The sequence below is a fragment of the Gordonia alkanivorans genome (assembly GCF_004011905.1).
Taxonomy (GTDB): Bacteria; Actinomycetota; Actinomycetes; order Mycobacteriales; family Mycobacteriaceae; genus Gordonia; species Gordonia alkanivorans.
Window position 1 is genome coordinate 88,549 of sequence record NZ_CP027114.1, and the last position, 21,903, is coordinate 110,451.

At 60.2% G+C, this 21,903-nt stretch carries 18 protein-coding genes and 1 tRNA gene; 11 read left to right on the top strand and 8 right to left on the bottom strand.

Features of this window, described 5'->3' with window-relative positions; translation table 11 throughout:
• Positions 1-14 precede the first annotated feature (14 nt).
• From C5O27_RS00355 to C5O27_RS00380, 6 genes are all read right to left on the bottom strand, one after another.
• Positions 15-3,740 carry a YobI family P-loop NTPase gene (locus C5O27_RS00355; RefSeq protein WP_127961597.1) on the bottom strand — a complete coding sequence of 1,242 codons (3,726 nt, stop codon included), beginning with the start codon at positions 3,738-3,740 and terminating at the stop codon, positions 15-17.
• Positions 3,737-4,459, bottom strand: a complete 723-nt coding sequence (locus C5O27_RS00360) for a M48 family metallopeptidase (RefSeq protein ID WP_127961598.1) — start codon at positions 4,457-4,459, stop codon at positions 3,737-3,739. Before C5O27_RS00360 ends, C5O27_RS00355 begins: the two co-directional genes overlap by 4 nt.
• Entirely contained in the window at positions 4,446-7,541 is a 3,096-nt protein-coding gene (locus tag C5O27_RS00365) for a type I restriction endonuclease subunit R (protein WP_127961599.1), read from the bottom strand. Before C5O27_RS00365 ends, C5O27_RS00360 begins: the two co-directional genes overlap by 14 nt.
• Positions 7,538-8,629, bottom strand: coding sequence for a restriction endonuclease subunit S (locus tag C5O27_RS00370; protein ID WP_127961600.1), 1,092 nt, complete (start codon positions 8,627-8,629; stop codon positions 7,538-7,540). Before C5O27_RS00370 ends, C5O27_RS00365 begins: the two co-directional genes overlap by 4 nt.
• A complete protein-coding gene (locus C5O27_RS00375; protein ID WP_208651407.1) occupies positions 8,629-11,058 on the bottom strand; it encodes a type I restriction-modification system subunit M in 2,430 nt (809 codons plus the stop codon). Before C5O27_RS00375 ends, C5O27_RS00370 begins: the two co-directional genes overlap by 1 nt.
• Before the next feature lie 199 nt (positions 11,059-11,257).
• The gene (locus tag C5O27_RS00380; protein WP_127961602.1) at positions 11,258-11,785 is read right to left on the bottom strand and encodes a hypothetical protein; all 528 of its coding nucleotides are present in this window, start codon (positions 11,783-11,785) and stop codon (positions 11,258-11,260) included.
• A 116-nt stretch (positions 11,786-11,901) separates the two neighbouring features.
• Between C5O27_RS00380 and C5O27_RS00385 the strand changes: the two genes are divergently transcribed.
• From C5O27_RS00385 to C5O27_RS00395, 3 genes are read left to right on the top strand one after another with little or no spacing between them, the layout of a single operon-like run.
• On the top strand, positions 11,902-12,252 hold the full coding sequence (locus C5O27_RS00385) for a hypothetical protein (RefSeq protein ID WP_127961603.1): 351 nt from the start codon (positions 11,902-11,904) through the stop codon (positions 12,250-12,252).
• Positions 12,249-12,491 (top strand): hypothetical protein, encoded by a 243-nt coding sequence (locus tag C5O27_RS00390; protein WP_127961604.1) that lies wholly within the window; start codon positions 12,249-12,251, stop codon positions 12,489-12,491. The genes C5O27_RS00385 and C5O27_RS00390 overlap by 4 nt, the downstream gene beginning before the upstream one ends.
• Before the next feature lie 11 nt (positions 12,492-12,502).
• Entirely contained in the window at positions 12,503-13,072 is a 570-nt protein-coding gene (locus C5O27_RS00395; RefSeq protein ID WP_127961605.1) for a hypothetical protein, read from the top strand.
• A 376-nt stretch (positions 13,073-13,448) separates the two neighbouring features.
• Here the strand turns inward: C5O27_RS00395 and C5O27_RS00405 are convergent, their stop codons facing one another.
• Positions 13,449-13,829, bottom strand: coding sequence for a hypothetical protein (locus C5O27_RS00405; protein WP_127961607.1), 381 nt, complete (start codon positions 13,827-13,829; stop codon positions 13,449-13,451).
• 544 nt (positions 13,830-14,373) lie between these two features.
• Here C5O27_RS00405 and C5O27_RS00410 point away from each other — a divergent pair.
• From C5O27_RS00410 to C5O27_RS23190, 8 genes are all read left to right on the top strand, one after another.
• Positions 14,374-15,744, top strand: a complete 1,371-nt coding sequence (locus tag C5O27_RS00410; protein ID WP_127961608.1) for a type IV secretory system conjugative DNA transfer family protein — start codon at positions 14,374-14,376, stop codon at positions 15,742-15,744.
• A 122-nt stretch (positions 15,745-15,866) separates the two neighbouring features.
• Positions 15,867-16,703: a replication-relaxation family protein gene (locus C5O27_RS00415; RefSeq protein WP_164905293.1), complete on the top strand. Its 837-nt coding sequence runs from the start codon at positions 15,867-15,869 to the stop codon at positions 16,701-16,703.
• The gene (locus tag C5O27_RS00420) at positions 16,700-17,725 is read left to right on the top strand and encodes a DNA-methyltransferase (protein WP_164905294.1); all 1,026 of its coding nucleotides are present in this window, start codon (positions 16,700-16,702) and stop codon (positions 17,723-17,725) included. Before C5O27_RS00415 ends, C5O27_RS00420 begins: the two co-directional genes overlap by 4 nt.
• Complete coding sequence (locus tag C5O27_RS00425) at positions 17,722-18,309, top strand: antirestriction protein ArdA (protein ID WP_127961611.1); 588 nt, start codon at positions 17,722-17,724, stop codon at positions 18,307-18,309. Before C5O27_RS00420 ends, C5O27_RS00425 begins: the two co-directional genes overlap by 4 nt.
• Positions 18,310-18,435: 126 nt before the next feature.
• A complete protein-coding gene (locus C5O27_RS00430; RefSeq protein ID WP_127961612.1) occupies positions 18,436-18,705 on the top strand; it encodes a DNA-binding protein in 270 nt (89 codons plus the stop codon).
• Between the two features lie 191 nt (positions 18,706-18,896).
• Positions 18,897-19,286, top strand: coding sequence for a helix-turn-helix transcriptional regulator (locus tag C5O27_RS00435; protein ID WP_127961613.1), 390 nt, complete (start codon positions 18,897-18,899; stop codon positions 19,284-19,286).
• Between the two features lie 30 nt (positions 19,287-19,316).
• Positions 19,317-19,967, top strand: coding sequence for an ImmA/IrrE family metallo-endopeptidase (locus C5O27_RS00440; protein ID WP_127961614.1), 651 nt, complete (start codon positions 19,317-19,319; stop codon positions 19,965-19,967).
• Positions 19,964-21,802: a recombinase family protein gene (locus C5O27_RS23190; RefSeq protein ID WP_425269615.1), complete on the top strand. Its 1,839-nt coding sequence runs from the start codon at positions 19,964-19,966 to the stop codon at positions 21,800-21,802. The genes C5O27_RS00440 and C5O27_RS23190 overlap by 4 nt, the downstream gene beginning before the upstream one ends.
• Here C5O27_RS23190 and C5O27_RS00455 read toward each other — a convergent pair.
• A tRNA-Met gene (locus C5O27_RS00455) sits at positions 21,759-21,835 on the bottom strand. The two genes, C5O27_RS23190 and C5O27_RS00455, sit on opposite strands and share 44 nt — an antisense overlap.
• Positions 21,836-21,903 lie beyond the last annotated feature (68 nt).

The window sequence follows — 21,903 nt, forward strand, 5'->3', positions numbered from 1 at the left end:
ACCCATGAGTGGGATCACGAGTGTCGCTTACTAACCTCAAAGACACCCTTCTTGTGATTCTCTTCAAACTTGCTCACAATGTTGGCTTCTTTGAGTCGGCCCAGAACCGCCGCAACCCCAGTGTTCATATCGACTTTTGGTCGATCCCACCCTGGTGAAGTCAACTGACTGTACGGTTTGCCAAGTGCGTTCAGCGCTTCCTTCAGCAACGCCAAGTCCATCGTTGAGGCCTGGTTACCAAGTAGCTCGAGGATTGGCCGCGCTGTCGCAGCTCCACCTTCAGCAGCCAGGGCGACGGTAACTTCGGGTGTTGGTGTTCGTCCCCTACTGATCGCCCAATCGGCGATAGCCTTCGCACCCTTTGGGCCAAGCTTCGGCTCGAAAGTGCCAAACTCCGTGAGGAGGGTATCCTTGACGGTGTCGGGCACAAGCCGCGATGCCGCGATCCAGAACAGCTCGTTGGTACTGAATGGCAGATCAGTCATATACCCCGGAAACCCTGAGGCGACCCGAATCAGGTTCTCCTTGATAGCCCACTCGTCGTCCTCCAGGCTCGTGTACGCCTCGGCGTCATCCACAACAATGCCCTTCTCGACCAGTGCAGGCAGCATAGTATGGGCGCGCTTCTGCAGGTCAGCGGCAGCAATGGAACCCGGACCGAGTTCGAGACTTTCGACGTGCCGAAGCGTCGCATCATCCCCGAGCGGCGACGCGGCATTGAGTAGATTCAGGGCGAGGGAATCAAGCGGGGTCGAATCTCCGGCGGGCACCGTAATCACTGTTCCTACGATCCGCAACCACTCCGCTAGGTCGAGGTCAACCCCATACTCCGCGATGTAGGCGGCGGTATTGCGAGCCGTGAGAACTAACCGATGTGCCCTGACCACTGCCGGCCAAAGGGGCTTCTCGATAAGATCGAGGTCTTCCACCATGCACTCGGCGTTCGCTCGTCGCGCAACGTCTTCTGTCACGTCGATGTTCGCTTTCCCTGCGTCGGCAAGCACGTCGGTGAACTGCTCGGCATCGGCCACGGCAGGAACACCCGTAGTCTCGTCCAGAGCAGCGAGATAGTCCGGTAGGTGGGCGAGAACGTGCTGATAGACGTCCCCTTCCTTTGAACTCTTGATGCGATCGAGTGGCAGGTGCTCGTTGTCATCGAACAACGCAAGGAGGTTGGGCAGTGTGACTGGATATAGACTGCGTGACGCCAGCTCGGCCCGGAGTGGCTCGGCGACGCCGCCCAGCTCCTCAACACGAATACCCATTTGCTCCAAAGTCGCCGCGATAGCGCCCGCCCGATCCGCTGACTGGGCTGCGGTGATGGTTGACAATTGCGGTAGCGTCGCCGATAGCACGGCTCGTTGCTGATTGCCCAGGGAATAGGTCAGGTCCGGCTCGACTCCGCCGAGCGCGGCATCCAGCAAACCTTCATCACGCGTGCCCCCATCCTGCGCTAGAAGATAATTGAAGATGCCGGACCAGCAAGCGCTCAAGCTCCTCGCCAGCTCGTTCGCCAAGTTCCCTGATGCCAGATAGGCGTCGATGAAAGTACGGTCGCTGTCGGCAGCCGCAGCCAATCGTCTAATCGGTTCGTCGAGTTTGTTGGGATCTTCTTTTAGCAGGTAGTCGAATAGCTCGATATTGTAGACGCTCTGGCCCCCCAGCAGCCGGACTTCCTCGGCGTTAAGTACCGCCAAGATGTCGGTCGTATCGACCTCGTCATCAGCTCCAAAGTGATATTCGATGTCCATCGAGTCGGGCTGAACTGCCTTAATAATGAAGTTCATCGCAGAGGCGCTGATCGCCTGCCCGGGGAACTGCGTGATGTAGAGGGTGAAATTCTCGTCGATGAGACCAGCTCGCAGAAGCTCCAGTACGACGTCCGCACCTTCGAACAGTTCGGCGGCAACATCGGTAATCGATTGATTTACGCCACGGTACAAGAAAACACGATCAGTCTCCGCAAACGCATCGGTCATCGAGGCGTGCTGCGCGATACGCCGGTTTGCTATGGCCGTCGCGATCTCGCCGCTAATATCAGTTCGGACCTCCTCCGTCCAGTCTTCTGGAGTAAGCGGGTAACCCATGATCGCCTGAACCTTCTCAAACGACAGTTTGGCACTCTCGGGCTGATAGTGCTGGCGGTAGTGCACAGTCAATTCTCCGCGCCCTCCGATATACGCGCGCCAGAATTCGGGAGTCTCCAAGTCTGCAAAGCTAAAGTTCGAGTCTGCCGCTTTGACTTGGATGGCAGATGCGCCGATGTCGAGCTGCGTCCTAGCTAGCAAGACCTCCTGAAGTCGTGCTCCCAGGCTCGCACTACGCGAGGCGATGCCGTCAACCCTGCGCAGGCGTGCCCGAGCCGCGCGTTCCGCGCGTCGGGCAGCAGCCGTCTGCTGGGCAACCCATCCCCGGTACGCACGGTATAACGTGTCCAGCCGACTCGTGCCGTCTCGGATCTTCTCGTAGTCAACTAGGTATAGGTTCTTGTAAACGATCGACGCAAAGAGCCGGTCGGCAGACAGCTCGTCTAATCCGCTACCCGACAAGATCCGCCGCCTGAAAACCTCGTATTCATTGCAGATGTTCTTAATTAGGCGCATATCGGTTAGATGCGCTCCGACAATGTCGACAACGGCATCTCCTGGTCGCTGGTGAGGAACGACCGCATCCAATTCCTGTCGGATCAGATCACGCGATGTCCGATGCGAGATAAATGGCACCATTGGGACAACAAGGTCAAAGAACTTCGTCCGGTTAGTTGAAGTGAGGCGTCGAACCTCGCCCTCGTTTGCCGAGCCCTCGTTCCCCTCAGTGCCGTCAGGACCACCAGTAGAGGTCGTATCGAGTTGCTCGAAGATACTGTCCCGAATGGCATATACGAACCGGATTGGCGATGGTCCAGTCTGCTCGGCATTATTAAGGAGCATATTGAGCTCGCGAAGCGTCTCAAAGATATATGGATCCTTGAACCGGTCGAGATCCTCAAATATTACGACCGAGGTATTCGAGGTCTGAAAAAAATATACAATCTCGTCGAGATACTCGTCAAAATAGGACGACGATGCGTCAGAAAGTGTGACCTTTGTCGGTCCTGCGGCCAGTTCCGTCACTCGGATACGCTGCTGTAACAGCCGCTGCGCCCAGACTGCGGCCAGCACGCTGAGTATGAATACGACCAGCAAGCTTGACCACTGGATTGGCCCTGCCAAGTTGCCCCAGAGATGTTCGTTAATCCACGTCCACGCTTGCGGGGGCAACGACTCCTGCACCTTATTCGGCACTTTCGCAAGGAGCGCAGCCCCTGTCACAACAACACCGAAAGCCGCTGCGACCGCCAAAGCTCGCCACTTGTCGAAAACATCCAGTCGGTTATACCGTGAGGCTGGCATGGCCGACGGCTTCTGCCGATATAGTAGCTGTTTGACGATTTCTTTCTGAATCAGGTTCGTTTTGTCGAGGGCTTTGTTTCCATCCTCCGGAATACGCCCGTCGCCCACACCCAGACTGGGCAAAGACAGATTGATAACCCCGACACTCTCCGCGAGGCGGCGTTGCGTCTCGATAAGAACACTGCTCTTGCCGCTACCATAATGGCCCGTAAGTGCAATGTTTCGAGGTGCATCAGTACCAGACTTCGTAAGTTCGGTCGCCAGAATCTCTACATAGTCCTGATGGTGGTCAGGTGCGTAGACCGGACTCAGGGAAAGAAGCGCTGGTACTCCCTCCCTCGTACTCATCCCCAATCCTCGGCGGCGAGAGGAGAAGTGTTGAGCTGTTCCCGCCGACTTCGCCAGTCAGGTAAGTACTGGTCCATCAGCGCCGTAAACCGTTCCCCGTGATTTCGTTCGAAGTAATGCGTCATCTCATGGACGACGATGTATTCGAGGCAGTCTGGATGCTTCTTTGCGAGTTCGACGTTGAACCAGATGTGCCTGGTTTCGCGGTTGCATGACCCCCACTTGGTCTTCATGCGTCGGATCGACCACTTGGGGACGGCCACGCCAAGCTTGCCCTCCCAGGCCGTGATCAGATCGGGCAGGGCATGTCGTAGCTGTTCGCGATACCACCGGTCGAGGTAGCGGCGTCGATTCTCGGCATCGGTCCCAGGTGGCACGTAAAGGACAAGTCGATCACTCTCCGGCTCGAGGTGTGCCCGGCCGGGACGCTCAACGACCTTGAGGCGTTTACGAACGCCCCACACGTAGTGACTCTCGCCTGTTGTCATCTCACGCTCACTCTGGCGCGGGGCTGCTGTGAGTTGCTCACGCTGGCGTTTGATCCACGGCAGCCGCTGGATGACCGCGAGACGCACCTGCTCATCGTCGAGCCGTTTCGGCGCCGCGACCCGAACGCGCCCTAGCGGCGGATAGACGCCAATGTGCAGATTCTTGATGTCCTTGTAGATCACGTCAACGTCGATGCCTCGGATGCTGAGGTAGGCGCTAGCGGTACTCATCGCGAGCCTTCACCAGGTTGAACACCTCGTTGAGTTTGTCATCGCCGTATTCGTCGGGCAGGGTGCGGCGCAGCGCACGTTTGACGACTTTTTCCTTGAGCGGGTTACCGACCCAGGCATCGGGCTTCGTTGTCCGCACGGCTTCGTCCAGACTGCGCGCGATCTCGACGTCGGGCCAGGTGAAGTCGACGAGCGCTTTGCGTGCGCCGTCGTTGACCCAGTCTGGGTAGCTGTGGCCGGTACCTTCGCCGGTGCCTAGCTGCTTAGCGGCTTCCAGCAGCTTTGCCAGGTACGCCTGGTAATCGATGGCCTGTTGGCGGCGCTGTTCGATGATGGCGTCGAGTAGCTCGCTCATCTTGTCGTAATACTTAGGGTTCATGGCGTGCTCGTCGATGATCACCTTGCGCATGTTGTTGGTGATCGTCTCAGCGACAGCTTCGGGGTCCTTCTTGATGCCTGGCGGCAGCTTGTCGATTGCTCCTGCGCCGAGCTTGACGATCAGATCGACCAAGCCAGTGTCTTCGAACTCCGATACGACCTCGCTGGCATCGGCCCGAATGTAGGTGTCGAGTAGGTAGCGCATCCCGGCTTCGTACTGCTTGAAGTCTATTTCCTCACCAGCACCGAGCTTTACCTCGGCTCGCACGTCGATGTAGTGCGCGATCTCCGTCTTAATCGCGGCCGCCTCGGCCTCGCTATAGCCGGCATCGGTCATCTCATTGGCGAGGTTGCTGTAGGCACGGGACACCGCCGACACCGCTTTGTATAGCTCGACGCGCTTCGGCTCGTTGGCTTTGAGCTGCTCGGCGTTGCCCTGGTCCTTGGCACAGAAGTACTGCTGGTACTGCAGCGTGCCCTTCGGTGGTGCTACGGGCTCGACGAGTGCCCGGATTCGCTCAAGGGCATCGTCGAGGTCTTCGCGTGACTTCTCGATGCGGTCACTCAGGAGACCGTCGATGTCCTTCTTCTCGTAGCCGTCGAGGGCACCGGACGTGTAGTCGGTGATCGCGTCTTCGAGTGAGTTGAACAGGTCCTGGTAGTCGACGATGTAGCCGTAGTCCTTGTCCTCGCCGTCGAGTCGGTTGACGCGGCAGATCGCCTGGAACAGGCCGTGGTCGCGCATCTTCTTGTCGATGTAGAGATAGGTGGCGCTCGGTGCGTCGAAGCCTGTTAGAAGCTTATCGACCACGATCAGCAGCCGCATCTGACCAGGATGCTTGACGAACTGCTCTTTGACTTCCTTCTCGAACTGCTCGACCTTACCCATCGCGGCGTCTTCGGACTCGCTGAAGTAGTCGGCCAGCATGCGGCGGTAGATGTCGTACTGGCGCAGTTTCTCGGTCTTGCCTTCGCCGGAGTCTTCTTTGGAAATGTCGCTGGCGTTCGGGGTGTAGCTGGTGACGATCGCGCACTTGCCTTTGAGGTCGGTGGCGTTGAACAGCTCATAGAACTTGCACGCCTGGTAGATCGACGAACCGACCAGCATGGCGTTGCCACGCTTGTCCATCAGGCGGGGCTTGGTCTCCATGTCCATCAGGATGTCGTCGACGATCTGGCGGGCGCGCGGTTCGCTGGACACAACCTTTTGCATTGTGCCCCAGCGCTTCTTCAGCTCTGCCTTCGATAGGTCGGTCATGCCTTTGGTCTTGGCTTCGAACCACTTGTCGACCTTGTCGGGTGACGTGAGGTCTTGATCGATGTTGCGAGCCTCGTACTGCAAATCGAGTACCACGCCGTCTTTGACTGCATCGTCGAACTTGTAGGTGTGGATGAATGAGCCGAAGGTTTCAATGCTAGTGGCCTTGTCCGCCTTCAGTAGTGGCGTACCAGTGAAGCCGATGAACATCGCGCCCGGGAGCAGTTCCTTCATCGCGGTGTGCATCTTGCCCGACTGCGTGCGGTGCGCCTCGTCGACGAAAACGAAGATGTTGCCTTTGGCCTTGAAGTCCTTAGGAATCTTGGCGTTAAGTTCTTTGATGATGTCAGCTGTCGCGTCGTCATCGTCGGTGTCGGTATCGGCCTCACGGAACTTGTGCACCAGCGAGCACATCAGCGATTCTTGGGACGCGTTGAGGGTGCTTATCAGGTCTGCGCCGCTCTTGGTGCGGTAGATCTGCTCGTTGACGCCGCTAAACACCCCTTCGATCTGGTCGTCCAGCTCGGTGCGGTCGGTAATCAGCAGAACCCTCGCATCGTCCTGGTGCTCCCGAATCCACTTGGCGAGCCACACCATCGTCAGACTCTTGCCCGAGCCCTGCGTGTGCCAGATGATGCCACCCTCACGCTTGGCGATACGTTCCTGCGCAGCCTTCACACCAAAGTACTGGTTGTGACGCGGCCCCTTCTTGACGCCAGCATCGAACACGATGAAGTCGTGGATCAGCTCAAGGAAGCGATCTTTGTTGCAGAGCTGCAGCAGCGCCCGGTCGAGCGGGTCCTCGACGTCCGAGGGCTCTTTCCACTCCAGCCAATACTTCTCGGGCGTGTCGATCACGCCGTAGCGCAGCCCCTCGACATCGTTGCCGGCGAAGACGAACTGGACAGTCGAGAAGAATGAGCGGATGAACTGCTTGTCTTGGTTGCCAATTGTCTGCCGGATACCTTCGGAGACCGCCACTTTCGAGCGCTTGAGCTCCAGCGTTCCCAGTGCGAGGCCGTTAACGTAGAAAACGATGTCGGGGCGCTTGGTGTGCTCCCCGGCGATCGTGACCTCTTCGGCTAACGCGAAGTGATTAGCCTCAGGCGTGGCCCAGTCGACGAGCCAGACAGTCTCGAAATTCTCACCGGCGCCTGGTTGCACCTTCACGCCGTAACGAAGCAAGCTATAGACATCCTTGTTGGCTTCGTACAGGTCGTGACCAGCACCCACCGCCGCAGCCTTGTCGAGCTTGTCGAGCGCACGATTGACCAGGTTGTCGTCGTAGCCGCGCGCCCTGAGGTTTTGAATCAGCAGCTGGCGCTCGATATTCGAGTTTCCCGCGCGGCCTTCCCAGTTGCCAAGATACTCATAGCCGAGCTGTTCGCCGAACAGTCTGACTACGCGATCCTGTGCTTTGCGCTCGACTTGGCCAACATCGCTCATGACGAAACCTCCACGGGCAAGCGGATGCGACCGGTCAGGAGCTGCTGCATCATGCCAGTCTTCATCAGCTGCGCTTTTGTCAGGCGCTGTTGCAGTCGCTTGATCTCCAGCTGCGCAACATCCAGGATCGTCGCGATGGCTTCCTGCTCCTGCTGGTCGGGCACGTCAATCTCAATCTTGCTGTACTCGGCAATCCACCGGCGCTTGTGATCGACAGCCACAAACTCTATGAGCTGCATTCGTTCGTAGAGGTAGCGTAAGTCAACCCCAGGGCGTGCTGACAGCATTTTCATTGCTGAAGACTTAGCCTTGAATGGAAAGTCAACAAACTTCGATGCAGTTGTGAAATCATCAAAGATGATGACTGGAACGGCGTCAAATACGCCATTCTTCTCAGTTGTATACCCAAGCAAGAAAGTCTTTCCTGCCGTCAAAACAGGGATACCAGAATCGGAATAATCTGCACTCGATACCAAGTATCGGCCCGGCTGTTCGTAGGTTAGCAGATCGCCTAATCGCCGAGGTTTCCATGGGCTACTGAATCCGGATAGGCGGGTGCGACCGGTCAGGAGCTGCTGCATCATGCCCTGCTTGATCGCCTGCTTCTTGGCGATTAGGCGTTCGAGGGTCGCTATCAGATCGTCGGCGTCGTCAACCGCTTGAACGATGCGGTCCTGTTCAGCTCGCTCAGGCAGAGGGATCCGCATCCCGGCGATCGTTTCCATGCGAACGGAGTCGACCGATGACTTGGCCGTCAGCGACTCGATCCGCGCAAGAAAGTTCCGGCTGAACTGGTGGAAGAAGTACCGCCCCGACACGTCAGACCGGAAGTCGCTGATTCGGTAGACCCTCTGGTGGTAGTCGAACTTGCCATCGATGTAGTGGAAGACCTTGCCTGTGCCGACACCATCGCCGGCCGTCAGCACAGCTTCACCGTCGAACGACCAGGAGTTGATGCGCTCGACTTTCTGACTTCTGACGAAGAACGGATACTTGCCGCTCGTGACGCGGTCCTTGGTGTCTTTGGCTCCAGTTCCGATTGACGCAAACGACCGAATCTCTTCTTCGGGCCACGGTGCAAGAGTCATCACTCGACTCCCATCGCGGCGAGATGTCCCGCAACCTTGGCTTCGAGGTTCACAAGTTCAGTATCAAGATCGCCAACCGTCTCGGCATATCGTTCGCCGAGCTGCTGAATGCGCGCAACCAGGTCGAGCGTCAGTGCTTCGACTTCGTCCGAGACGCGGTGCACGACGGTCGTCCGCCACTTGTCATCGAGCACGAGCGTCTTGATGTCATCTTCGGTCAGGTCGCCGTACTTCTTCAGAGTGGCACGGTCGAGCTCCGACTGGGCATCCTTGACGGTCTTCTTGGCGGCGGCTTCGGCACTGTACAGCTTGGCGGCGTGCTGTAGCGCCTTGATCTCGTCGGGATCGCCGCTGGTCTTGATCGCCTTCAGTCGTGCGGCCACGAGCGCCTTGGAGATCTTTTCGTCGTCCATAGCATCGGCGAGCAGGCCGTCTTCGACGGCATGTTCTTCGATGTACTCCTCGACGGTGCGGGTGGCTTCCTCGGCTGCAGCGGTGAGGTCGTCGATGGCGGCCTGCTCGTCGGCGAAGTAGCGCGACACGATGAGTGCTGGCGGGATGAGGTCCATCTTGTACTTTGTAGCGCTACGACCCGATCCAACAACCAGGTCGGGGGTTTCGGAGAGCTTGCGCTCCTTGACTTCGATGGTCTTGCGCGGCTTGGCAGCGTTCAGCCATCCGTCGGCCATGACCAGGTAGACATCGTCGTGCATCGTGGCGTGCCAGTAGGTCATGAGCTGTTCGTAGACGTCGTACTCGTCGAGCAACGGGACAGTCTTGAAGCGTTCCAGCAGATCGTCCCCGATCGTGGCAATCAGCTCGTTCGGCTTCGTGTCGGCGTCGATCGCGGCGAGAGCATCTCGATGTGCGTCGTACCAATCGGTCGTGATCGATCGCACTTCATTGGCGAGCTTCTGGAACTCAGCGGAGTCCAGGATGGCCTGTTGCACTTCGCTTACGTCGAGTGTCAGATCGCTGTAGCTGGGACGGTTCGGCTGGAAGAGCTGCGCGCGTAGCTGCGGAAACGCCTGCCAGTAATCGTCGAGCAGATCGAGGTCGCGATTAGGGATGCCGCCGTGTAGATGTGCTTGTAGGTCCTGCAGATCCTCGGGCTCGGAGGAGTCGATGTAGCGCGGGATATTGAGGTTGTAGTCATTCTTCGGGGCGGCGATCTCGCTCATCGGCACCATGCGCGAGTACCGATCGATCTCTCGCTGGTTGTTGAAGGTGTCGACAATCTTGTGGATGTCCTGGCTACGGAGACGGTTCTTGTTGCCGTCCTTGATGAAACCCTTGGACGCATCGATCATGAACACGCCGGTACGTCCGACCGCGTTCTCTTTGTCGAGGATGACGATGCAGGCGGGGATGCCCGTGCCATAGAACAGGTTGGCGGGCAGGCCGATGATGCCTTTGATGAACCCGTGCTGCAGCAGGCGCTTACGGATGCCGGCTTCGGCATGACCTCGGAACAACACGCCGTGTGGAAGGATGATCGCCCCTTTACCCGTGCTCTTAAGCGAGGTCAGCGCGTGTAGCAGGAACGCGTAGTCGCCGTTCTTCTCCGGAGGGCGGCCGTACTCGAAGCGGTTGAAGTCGTGTTCGAGGCCGTTGTTCCAGGATTTCACCGAGAACGGCGGGTTCATGACCACGAAGTCGAAGGTCTTGAGGTGACTACCCGCCACGGTCTGCGGGCTCGTGATGGTGTCGCCCTTGTAGATCTCGGCGATCTCGTTGCCGTGCAGGATCATGTTCATTTTGGACAGTGCCCAGGTGGCGTTGTCCTTCTCCTGGCCGTAGACCGACATACCGCGTGGAGCCTCAGCTGCCGCCTTGAGTAGGAGTGAGCCGGAGCCACAGGCCGGGTCGTAGACAGTCTGATCCTGGCGGGTGTGCGCGCCGATGCCGACGACTTTCGCGAGGATGCGCGACACTTCGGCCGGTGTATAAAACTGACCTTTGCTCTTGCCAGACTCGGTGGCGAAGTGGCGCATGAGGTACTCGTAGGCGTCACCGAGCAGGTCGTCCCCCTCGGCGCGGGAGCCTCGGAAGTCGAGGTCATTGAAGATCGTGACCAGCTTGGAGAGGCGATCGACCATCTCCTTGCCCTTGCCGAGTTTCTCCTCGTCATTGAAGTCGGCTAGGTCGATGACGTTGCGCAGATCGTTGGCGTCGGCGAGCTTGGCGATGATCTTGTTGAACTTGTCGCCGATCTCCTTGTCGTTCTTTGCGGCCAGCATGTCGTCGAACGATCCGCCATCAGGCACGTCGATCAGGCTGGCCGAGTCGGCCTTCGCCTTGTCGGAGACGTACTTCACGAACAGCAGCGTGAGGATGTAGTCCTTGTACTGCGAGGCATCCATGCCGCCTCGAAGCTGGTCGCAACTTGCCCACAGGGATGAGTAGAGGTCCGACTTTTTGAGTGCCACAGCTGGTCTACCTTCGCTATTTCCAGGCATCTAATGCCATTTTACCACTAGTTCGAACAAATGTGCGAAGAATCACGAGCGTGACTCGCCGCATCACGCACAGCATGCCAAACCAGTCGGACACCCCGAAGCCGGACACGACCTGAGCCGCCCCGTTCCGCCACTCAGAGGACATCGCCGCTCGGTGCGGAGCGCAAGCCTAGGTGTCGTAAAAGCCACGACCGTTTTCCTTGAACCAAGCCTGCAATCGCCGGATCAACTCGGCATATTCAGTCAGCGTGAGCTCCTTAATCGCATTCAGCGCAACATTGATTTTGTAGTCGTCGGGCTGCGACGAATTTTGATACTCGAGGCTATATGTCTCAATCAAACTCGCAAAGGTAAGCAGCGCGTTCGCTTCGGGCTGTTTCCGAAACGTGTCGACCGAGTGATAGCCCAATCGCTTGGCTGCGGCTTCGCGGAGAACCGTCGGATTGGCTCCTCTGCGTCCCTGCTCAAGCCCAAGCAAGATGCCGATTGCCGTTCCCTGCGCTCCCTCACTCCGCATCTTGTACACGCTGCGGAGCAGGTTCTCGACATGCTCCGCGTTGTCTGTCCCGGTGGTCTGCATGGCCACTTCGCGTAGTGCGGGCACGTCGTCGATGTAGTCCACCAGCCTGTGCAATCCACGCCGCCGCACGACCTTCAAGTCAACGACGAGGCGATCACGAAGGCTCGATTCCGGCATGACCCCATTTTGCCCGGAAACTGCCCAGTTCTCAGCCAAAGAGTACGGCGCGATTTCCGCAAACCTAGAGGTAGAGGGCGGTCAGCGGATTTGCCCCAAACCCGAACGGAGACATCATGACTGAGATTGACCGTTTCGCAACGCCGGCTGCAGGCGTCAACACCTGGTTGGGTAGTCGAGCACTGTCGCGCCAGGTCGCCCGCGACCTCGCGGCCATCAATCACTCGACCGAGGTGAGTACCGCTCGTGTAGCGGCGGCCGGTGAGGTTCAGCAGGCACGGATTGATGCTGTCGCTCGAGCTGGCGCGTACGCCATGCAGCAGGTCGCGCTGGTGTCACAGATGCAGCAACAGCTTGCGCTGGCGGCACCGGCAGCGTCTGGCGATCTCGATTTCATCAAGACCATGACCGTCGTCGGCATCGGCCAGATCGTCGCTGACACGAGCCGGGCGGTGAACCGGTGGTGACCACGTTCGTGATCATCCTGGTGGCGATCACCACGATCCTGGCGGTGCTCTACCTCGTCGGATTCCTTATTGACATCTTCGACGAGTCCGACCGCCAGATTGAGATTGCCCGCATTAATCGGGAACGTCGCCAAGCAGAGGCGAGGATCAACCGTCTCACCTCAGCGGCGATCCAGCAGATGACCGAGGCGGCCGCGCCGCACGGCGCCTTCTGCCAGTGCGCACGGTGCATCGGGTGAGGAGGCCAGCCATGACGACACCCGATCTCGAGGTCGTGACGCTCGGAGTTCAGTCCGACTACATCGCGACAGAGCAGGTCGATCAGGCTAGGCGGGGCCTGACTCGCTGGGTGTGCACTACCGCGACGACGAAGGCGCGGGAATGTGGCTTTGCCTGGACGCCACGGCCGGACGCGCCGTCGACGTATCCGGGCCTGTGCGCCGCGTACGCCCGCTCTGTGGAGTCGGGCGAGTCGTTGCCGGTGTCGTCGGAGAACTCGACCTCCGTCATCCTGACCTCGTCCGATGCCAACAACGCCTGGCGATTCGTGCACGACATGGCACATGTCGAACGCGGCCTTAGCTTCTCGCTGCCCGACGAGTATGAGTTGGCGTTGTGGCATCTGTCCGAGCTGGAGCGAGACGGGTTCAGCCCGGACAGTTTGGAGTACGCCTTCCTGAAGGCCGACACGCTCGGTCAGGTGATCATCAACGCAGTAGTGCGTCGATTCCCGGCCGACCAGGAGCTGTTCGACCTCGAATGTCAGCTGTACGGCTTCGAGCAGGGCATCCTGCGCGAGATCCGTCGAGAGTCGTCGTGAGTGGCGAGCCCGGTGGGCTCGGGCCCCGGCTGCTCAACGCTTGCATCGCAGTCTTCGTCAGCGCCATGGCACTTTACGGGGCGATCTACATCCTGCAAGCGATCTGGGTACCGCTCTGCATCACCATCGCAACCCTTTCGATTGTCGGCGGACTTTGTGCACTCATTTATCGACATTTTCGACGCTGGTAGTTCAGATTCGATTGAGTTCCAGCCGGTGTTGTGGAATGCGCAGGATATATTGACCGCTGCATTCGTGCAGCGCATAGTAAGGGCATGGCCGCTGCATAAATGCAGCACACCAATTGCCATTCACATCATCAGCTAACCACCGAAAGGAGGGTGTATTTACTATGTCCAAGAAACACTCACGCACATCACAACCGCTGAAGCGTGGCAGGAATCGACAGCTGCGGATTCGCGGCCAACTTCGCTCCGACCCAGATCTGGGACGGATCGCCCGCACGGTGGTTGCCATCGCCATCGCACAGGCCGAGAAGGAAGCGCAGGAAGGGGCCGAACGCCGTGCAGAGCGCCAGGAGACTGGCGATGATTGAGACCAACCGGCTGGTCTTTGTCACCTTGTCGATCCCCGCTCCGTTAGCGATCGTGGCCGCGCACGCCGCTGTTGTCGCCCTAGCGGGACTCAGCGGGCAGCCACAGATCGTTATCGAGGCGCTCGGCAACAATCGCCAAGTGCGGTGGCGGATCGGGATGCCGATGCGCCACCGCCACCAGGTGATCGAGGTGTTGCGCACCCATCTTCCTGGTCTTGTCGTCGACGATCCGAAGCCGCTTGCAGCCGGCCCACGGGCCGACGTCGCGGCGAAGATCCGCGTCCGGTCACGGTCTGCGGTCGAGGGCTCTCTCGCACACGAATCCACTGAATCTGTCACGCGGGGAGTCCTCGGCGCTCTTGCGAACGCTGGACGGCACGAGCGCGTCTACCTCCAGCTGCTACTCGGCCCACGCAAGGCGCCGCAGCTCCCGCCTCAGCAATTACGCGGCGGTGACCGCACGCTCGCCATCGCCAAGCTCCGCGAGTTTCGGTTCGGCTGCGCCATTCGTGTCGCGGCAACAGCCGCTGATGACGACCGAGCTCGACGCCTGGCAGAACGCGTCATCGCCGCCGTTCGCGGACTGAACGCTCCGACCGCCCAGCTGACCGCCACCCGCATGACCACTACGTCATTCGATCGCGCCCGTGCACCGTGGTTCTGGACGACGACCCTGAGTGTCAGTGAGGTCGTCGCACTGACGGCCTGGCCCATCGCGCACCGTGACGCCGCACCGCTTCCGGGCGTGCCGTCGCGACACCCAAAGCGACTTCCCACCTCCGCGAATACGCCGAAAGAAGGCCGCATGGTTGGGGTTTCGACCGTCCAGCCAGAGCGACCAATTGCCATCTCGGTTCGCGACTCGCTCTCCGGGATCGCCATCACCGGCCCGACCGGTGTGGGTAAATCGAACCTGCTCGGCCAATTTGCACTGGCAGATATCGCGGCAGGACGCGGACTTGTCGTGATCGACCCTAAGGGCGACCTGATCGACGACATCCTGCAACGCGCCGACGAATCACGTCTCGACGACATCGCCGTCGTCGACGCCACAGACCCGGCTCCGATCGGCATCAACGGGTTGGTCGGCTCGACTGATCCCGATCTCGCAGCCGACACCGTCCTGGGCGTGTTTCACTCGCTGTGGGCTGACGCCTGGGGTCCTCGCACCCAAGATGTCCTGCACGCCAGCCTGCTGACGCTCGCCCGGCGCGGTGACGCTTCGATCGCGATGTTGCCGCTGCTGCTCACCAATCCCGGCTTCCGACGCTCGATCGTTGGCCGAGTGACCCGTGAAGACCCGATGGGGCTCGGCGGCTTCTGGGCGTGGTGGGAAGGGCTCAGCGAGAACGAACAAGCTCAGGCCACCGCGCCCCTTCTGCGCCGAGTGCGACCGATCCTGCTCCGTCCCGGCCTACGTGGCATCCTCGGTCAGCGCCGTCCGAAGTTCGATCTGTCGGACGTATTCACCAAGCGCCGCATCCTGCTCGTCAGTCTGGAGAAGGGCAAGATCGGTCCCGAAGCTGCCGCCTTGCTCGGTTCGCTGATCGTTTCGCAGCTCTGGACGGCGACCCTCGCCCGGGCCTCACAGCCACCAAAGTCGCGGCACCCGGTCACGATCCTGATCGACGAGGTCCAGGACTACCTCCGGCTCCCCGGCGACATCGGTGACGCCCTGGCTCAAGCACGCGGGCTCGGCGTTGGCTACACCCTGGCGCACCAGCATCTCGGCCAGTTACCGAGGTCGATCCGCGAAGCCGTCACCGCAAACGCCAGAACGCGCATCGCCTTCCAGCTGAGTCACCCTGACGCCCGCGAATTCGCCAGTCTCACCAGTGGCCAACTCGAGCCCGCCGACTTCGAGGCGCTGCCCGCGTATCAGGCGTATGCCCAGATCCTGCACCAGAACGCACCTGGTCCATGGGTGAGTGTCACCACCACGAAGATGCCCGAAACCGTCCGGTCGGCCGAATCAATCCGACAACGCTCCCGCAAGCGCTACGGGCAGCCACTCAGCGAGGTCGAAACCGATCTGCTGTCGCTCACCGAACGCCGATCCTCTCGCGAATCATTCGGCCGAACCAGGCGATCTGACGCGGAAGGCGGCGCGTCATGACCAGTTACACCCCAGGACAGGGCATTCCGCCCGCCATTCCGGCCGGCTCATCCGCCACATCCCCGTCATCGCAGGTCAGTCGCGAATCCGCGAATCATCGGGGGACGAATACTCCGCCGACGATGTCGACGGAGAGCGCCCGAGTATTGCAACCGGATAAGCGACGCCGCCGAATCGACCGCGACGAACTTCGCCGCATCAGTGAGGCCATGCCGGAACGTGACCGCGAGGTCCTGCACCGTATCGACGAGCATCGCTACCTCACCACGCACCAGATCCAGTCCTTCGTCTTCACCGCTCATGGCAGCACCGACTCGGCCGCGCGCACCACCCGCTATGTCCTGGCTCGACTCGAACGTCTCGCCTTGATCCGAGCGCTGCCGCGTCGAGTCGGTGGAGTCCGTGCAGGGAGTGCCGCCCGCATCTGGCAACTGGCTCCGGCCGGTGCCCGCTTGCTCCGCGATGAGGGCCAGGCCTATCGCAGCCATGAACCGTCACTGCGCTTCCTTCAGCACTGCTTGGCGGTCGCCGATGTCCACCTCGGTCTGCGTGATCTGACTGGCCTTGAGACCGTCGAGACGATCGGCGTCGCCACCGAACCCAACTCTTGGCGGCGCTTCGTGGGCACCGGGGGCGAACAGCGCTTGTTGCAGCCCGATCTCGCCAGCATCGTCCGGACGAGGGACTACGTCGATCGTTGGTTCATCGAGGTCGACCTCGGCACCGAATCGCTCCCGACCGTACTCAAGAAATGCGGCCAGTACGAGAGCTATCGAGCCAGCGGCATCGAGCAGGACGCCCACCACGCCTTCCCGTTGGTGATCTGGGTCTTCACCAGCCAGACGCGAGCCGAGAAGGTGAAGTCCTCAATCCTGCGCTCCCCCAGGTTGACACCCGATCTGTACCGCGTGGTGACGGCCGACCGTTTCACGACCAGCGCACAGGAGTGGCTGCAATGAGCGGGCCACCACGAAACCAGATCCTGACCGGCGACGCACTCGCACAGTTGAAGACACTGCCCGACGCCAGTATCGACTGTGTCATCACCAGCCCGCCGTACTTTCGGCTACGTGACTACGGCCACGACAACCAGCTCGGCCTCGAATCGCACGTCGACGCCTGGGTTGTCCAGCTGCGTGCCGTGCTCGCCGAATGCGCCCGCGTCCTCGTGCCGACCGGGACTCTGTGGCTCAACCTAGGTGACACCTACAGCACTCACGCTAGGGAGGGCGCTGAGCGCAAGAGTTTGCTGCTTGGCCCGGAACGTCTGGCGCTCCAACTAATCACGGATGGCTGGACAATTCGCAACAAGATCGTCTGGGCCAAGACCAACACGGTGCCGTCGAGTGTGCGGGATCGACTCACTGCCTCGCACGAGGTCATCTACCTGCTGGCACGGTCGCCGCGTTACTACTTCGACCTCGACGAGATTCGCATCCCGCACGTCTCTCAACCGCCGCGACGATCACCTCGACCAGTGAACCGCGCCGAGAAAGCAGGGCGCAGGCCGAACACCCACAGCGATCGCGGTTTGCTTGATCTTCGAGCCAGCGGACGAGTCGGACACCCCCTCGGGAGAAACCCCGGTGATGTCTGGGCGATGAGCGTCAGCAACTTCCGAAGCAGCCACATCGCGACCTACCCGGAAGCGCTGGTTCGTCGCATGATTCTGGCCGGCTGCCCACGACTGCGGTGCTTGCACTGCCGAGCACCCTGGACACGACAGCTGGTGCGACGCGGCAATCGCGCGCACCGAAAACCTCCACGGCCGAGCTGCACCTGTGATGCGCCCACCGAACCCGGACTCGTTCTCGATCCGTTCATCGGCTCAGGTACGACGGCCGTCGTTGCGACTCGTACAGGGCGCGACTGGCTCGGGATCGAAATCAACCCCCGCTACGTCGAGGTTGCGGAACAGCGGATTCAAACCACCCGGCAACTCAACACAACTCAACCCACAAAACGAAAGGAGGTGCTATGAACCATGAACACACCCACGAACCCCATCACGAGGACGAAACAACCCGAAAACTCCAGCCCCGCATCTGGATCGGCAGCTTGGCCGACTACAACGCCGGACGGCTCCACGGCGACTGGTGTGACGCCGCCGTCGACCCAAGCGACCTGCGGGCGGCTGTCGATCGCATCCTAGCCGGATCTGACGAACCGGACGCCGAAGAGTGGGGCATCTTCGACTACGACGACTTCGGCGACTTCCACGTCGGCGAGTACGACACGCTCGAGCAGGTCTCAGCCGTCGCGTGCGGGATCGTCGCGCACGGCCCAGCCTTCGCTACCTGGGCTGAGATGCACGACGGGAATCCCGACATGCTCGCCCAGTTCGATGACTGCTTCATCGGCACCTATGACTCACCGACGGACTGGGCCCGCGAGGTACTTGACGGCAGTGGGATCGAGAAGGCGCTCGAACGCGAGGTGCCGGCTGACCTCCGCGCCTACGTCCAGTTCGACTACGACGGATTCGCCCGTGACCTCCAACTGGGCGGCGATGTCCACATCGAGACCGCACCTGACGGCAAAGTCTGGCTTTTCCGGGTGATCTAAATAGCCGGTCATCCGTCGTCGAGAGACTGCGGCCGTCTCAGTGAAGCATTCCGCTCACCGGCCGCACCACCTCGAAGACGGTGACCGGGCACCCGGAAACAACCTTCAGGAAGGAGTAGGAGACTCATGAAAACACTGGCAATTCGTCTCGAAGACGAGCAGCACGCACGTCTGTCGATTCTGGCCAAGCTCAGTGGCGTATCGCTCACGGACACCATCCGTGACGCCATCGAGAGCCGTATCGCCACCCTGGCATCCGATCCAGAGATCGCGGCCAAAGCCGAGGCGCTGACCGCCGAGATCGACCGTGAAGCTGCCGAACAACGCGACGCCATCGCCACTCTGTTCGGTACGAACAACCGGACGACACCGCGTGGCCGCACGGCCAAGGAGTGAGTCAACCCATCCGCAAAACCGGGAAGCCAGGTCGAGTTGCAGCCAGCAACTCCCTGGCTCCCCAATATCCCTCGACAAATCCTATAGAGGTGAGGGAAACCTCGCCGATTCTACAACGATTTCAGTACTGCATTTATGCAATTTTGGGAATAAAATAGATATAAGAAACGAAGAAATCGGAGACAAAAACTATGGCAACCACTACTAACGCAGTCAAACTCGGAAACGCGCTCAAAGAGCGCAGGACCGAACTCGAGTTAACCATCAAGGAAGTTGCTCGCCGCTCTTGCATGACGGACTCCAACGTTTTGCGCATCGAGCGCGGTGACATCCCTCAGCCGAGACCAGAAACCTTGAAGTCACTGGCAGACGTACTGGGTCTTGAACTCTCCGACTTGTTCAACCTCGCGGGCTACGTCCAGCCGAAGACACTACCGAGCTTGTCTCCCTACCTGCGAAGCAAGTACGCAGATCTCCCCGAATCGGCAGCAAAAGAAATGGAAGCCAGCTTCGCGCGAATTGCCGCGAAACACGGATACGACCCGAGTGGACCACGCGACGGGGAAGACGAAAGAGAATAACGACCAGCCCACTATGAAAGGAGGCTCACCATGACACATACCTACAAACCATCAGTACTGACGAGCCTCCGCGCTGTCATTCCGCAACGCAATGCGAGCTTCCTCGAAGCACTGCGAACCGCTGAGATCCAGGCCGCCAAGCTCGCCGACCTGATCGCTGACGAACGCGGCATCCTCGAACACCACATCACTGGGCTGCCTCGCATCGTTGTCATCCGCGAGCGCATCCCGGTCTCCGGCATGAGCTACTGGAACGGTCAGCAGTGGGTGATCGTGCTTTCCGCCAATGAACCCACCGTTCGCCAACGCTTCACGCTCCTGCACGAGTTCAAGCACATCATCGATCACGGGCATACAGCCCAGCTCTACCGCACCACCCCCAAGATGACTGCGGCCGAGCAGGCCGAAGCGGCTGCCGACTACTTCGCGGGCTGCGCCCTGGTCTCCAAGCGATCACTTAAAACCGCCTGGGGTAACGGCATACAGCGCGTCGCCGACCTGGCATCTCACTTCGGTGTCAGCGAACCAGCGATCCGCGTCCGTCTCGCGCAAACCGGCCTCGACAAGGCCGATGATGCGCCCCTCGCGCACCGCTGCGCCCGACCTATCTACACCAACCATGACGAGCGCCAGAAGTTCATCCGCGCACCCCGTTCAACCCGACAGAGGAGCTACGCATGACCGCCGCACCATCACTTGGAATCAAGCCGCTGGCGGTTCACTACCTCCGCGTCAGCACGAAAGACCAAGCCGAGCGAGGCGGTGAGGCCGAGGGCTTCTCGATCCCTGCTCAGCGCGAAGCTTGTCTGCGCAAGGCACAGTCACTGGATGCGTTGACTGTCGCCGAGTTCGTCGATGCCGGTGAAAGCGCCCGCTCGGCCAATCGCCCGGAACTGAAGAAGATGCTCGACTACGTCAAGGCGCACAAGATCCAGTACGTCATCGTCCACAAGGTCGACCGTCTCGCACGCAACCGCGTCGACGACGTCGAGATCAATCTGCAGCTCACGTCGGTTGGTGCCCAGCTCGTCTCCTGCTCGGAAAACATCGACGAGACTCCGAGTGGCATGCTGCTCCACGGCATCATGAGCTCGATCGCCGAGTTCTACAGCCGCAACCTGGCCACCGAATCGCGCAAGGGCATGCTGCAGAAAGCGAAGGGTGGCGGCACCCCAGGCATGGCACCGTTCGGCTACCTCAATAGCCGCACCCGCACTGACGACGGCAGAGAAGTGAAGACCGTCGTCGTCGACCCCGAGCGTGGCCAGTGGGTCACCTGGATGTTCGAGCGTTACGCCACCGGTGAATGGACAGCCGGAATGATCAAAGACGAGTTCGACAAACGCGGCGTGACCACCGTGACCCGACCGAACCGCCCCAGCCGACCGATCGCTCACTCCCACATCACCGCGATGCTCCAGAACCGCTACTACACCGGTGCCGTCCGGTTCGAGGGGGTCGAGTATCCCGGTAGCCACCCAGCTCTTGTGAGCGAAACACTTTTCGCCGAGGTCCAGCGCGTCCGCCAGGCCCGCCACCAAAGCCGCGAGAAGCCGCGTGTACACAACCACTACCTGAAAGGATCGGTCTACTGCGGACAATGCGGCGAACCGCTCACATTTGAGAAGACCCGCAATCGGGTGGGCACCGTCTACGACTACTTCTACTGCCTTGGCCGTCAGCGACTCAAGAACGGCTGTACCTTCCGTGCCATCCAAGCGCCGCACCTCGAAGACCTCGTGACCGCTCATTGGCAGACCGTGACACTCAACGAGACGCAGACTGCCGCGATCCGTGCGCTCGTCCTCGACCACATGCGCATCCTGCTCCCGGACGCAGCCCGGGCACGACAGGCAGCCTCCGAACGACTCCAACAACTCGAACAGGAGAGCCGCAAGCTGCTCGAAGCGTTCTATGCCGACGCAATAGGCACGCCCGAACTCCGGAACGAGCAAGCGCGTATCGCGAGTGAGCGCGCGAAGTCGGAGGCGAGGCTCGGCGAGTTCGATCTCCAAGAATCACACCTCACCACGAAGCTCGAAGGTTGCCTGGCGCTCCTCGGCAACGCACATGAGCACTACCTGTCAGCCGACGCGAAATCGCGCCGCGACCTTAACCAGAGCATCTTCACGCACCTCTACGTCCACGACGACGACATCGTCGCTAGCGACCTGAGTCCGGCGTACCAGTTGCTCATGAACGACGATCTGGCCGCGACGCTGGCAGCCGAACGGAAGCGGGACCAGAACAACGTCGTTAGAACTAGTGACCTCATCGAAGCGACAAAGGTCACCGGGATTGGCGACAGGGGTGGTGAATCAACCCTCCGAGACCTGCCGACACGCGCCCGTAGAATCGCCCCAGACGCCCGAATCCCCGGGTTCCTGACTATCGAACGCCCCAGAGGTGCAATGCCGTGGGAAAAAGAAAGAACCACGGCCCCTGAGGACCGTGGTTCTAACATTATTTCTTTGGTAGCGGGGACAGGATTTGAACCTGCGACCTCTGGGTTATGAGCCCAGCGAGCTACCGAGCTGCTCCACCCCGCGTTGCAAGGAGCAACACTATCCGCGGGGTGCGGCCTGCACCAAATCGGCAGCTCGGACGGGCCCCGTCC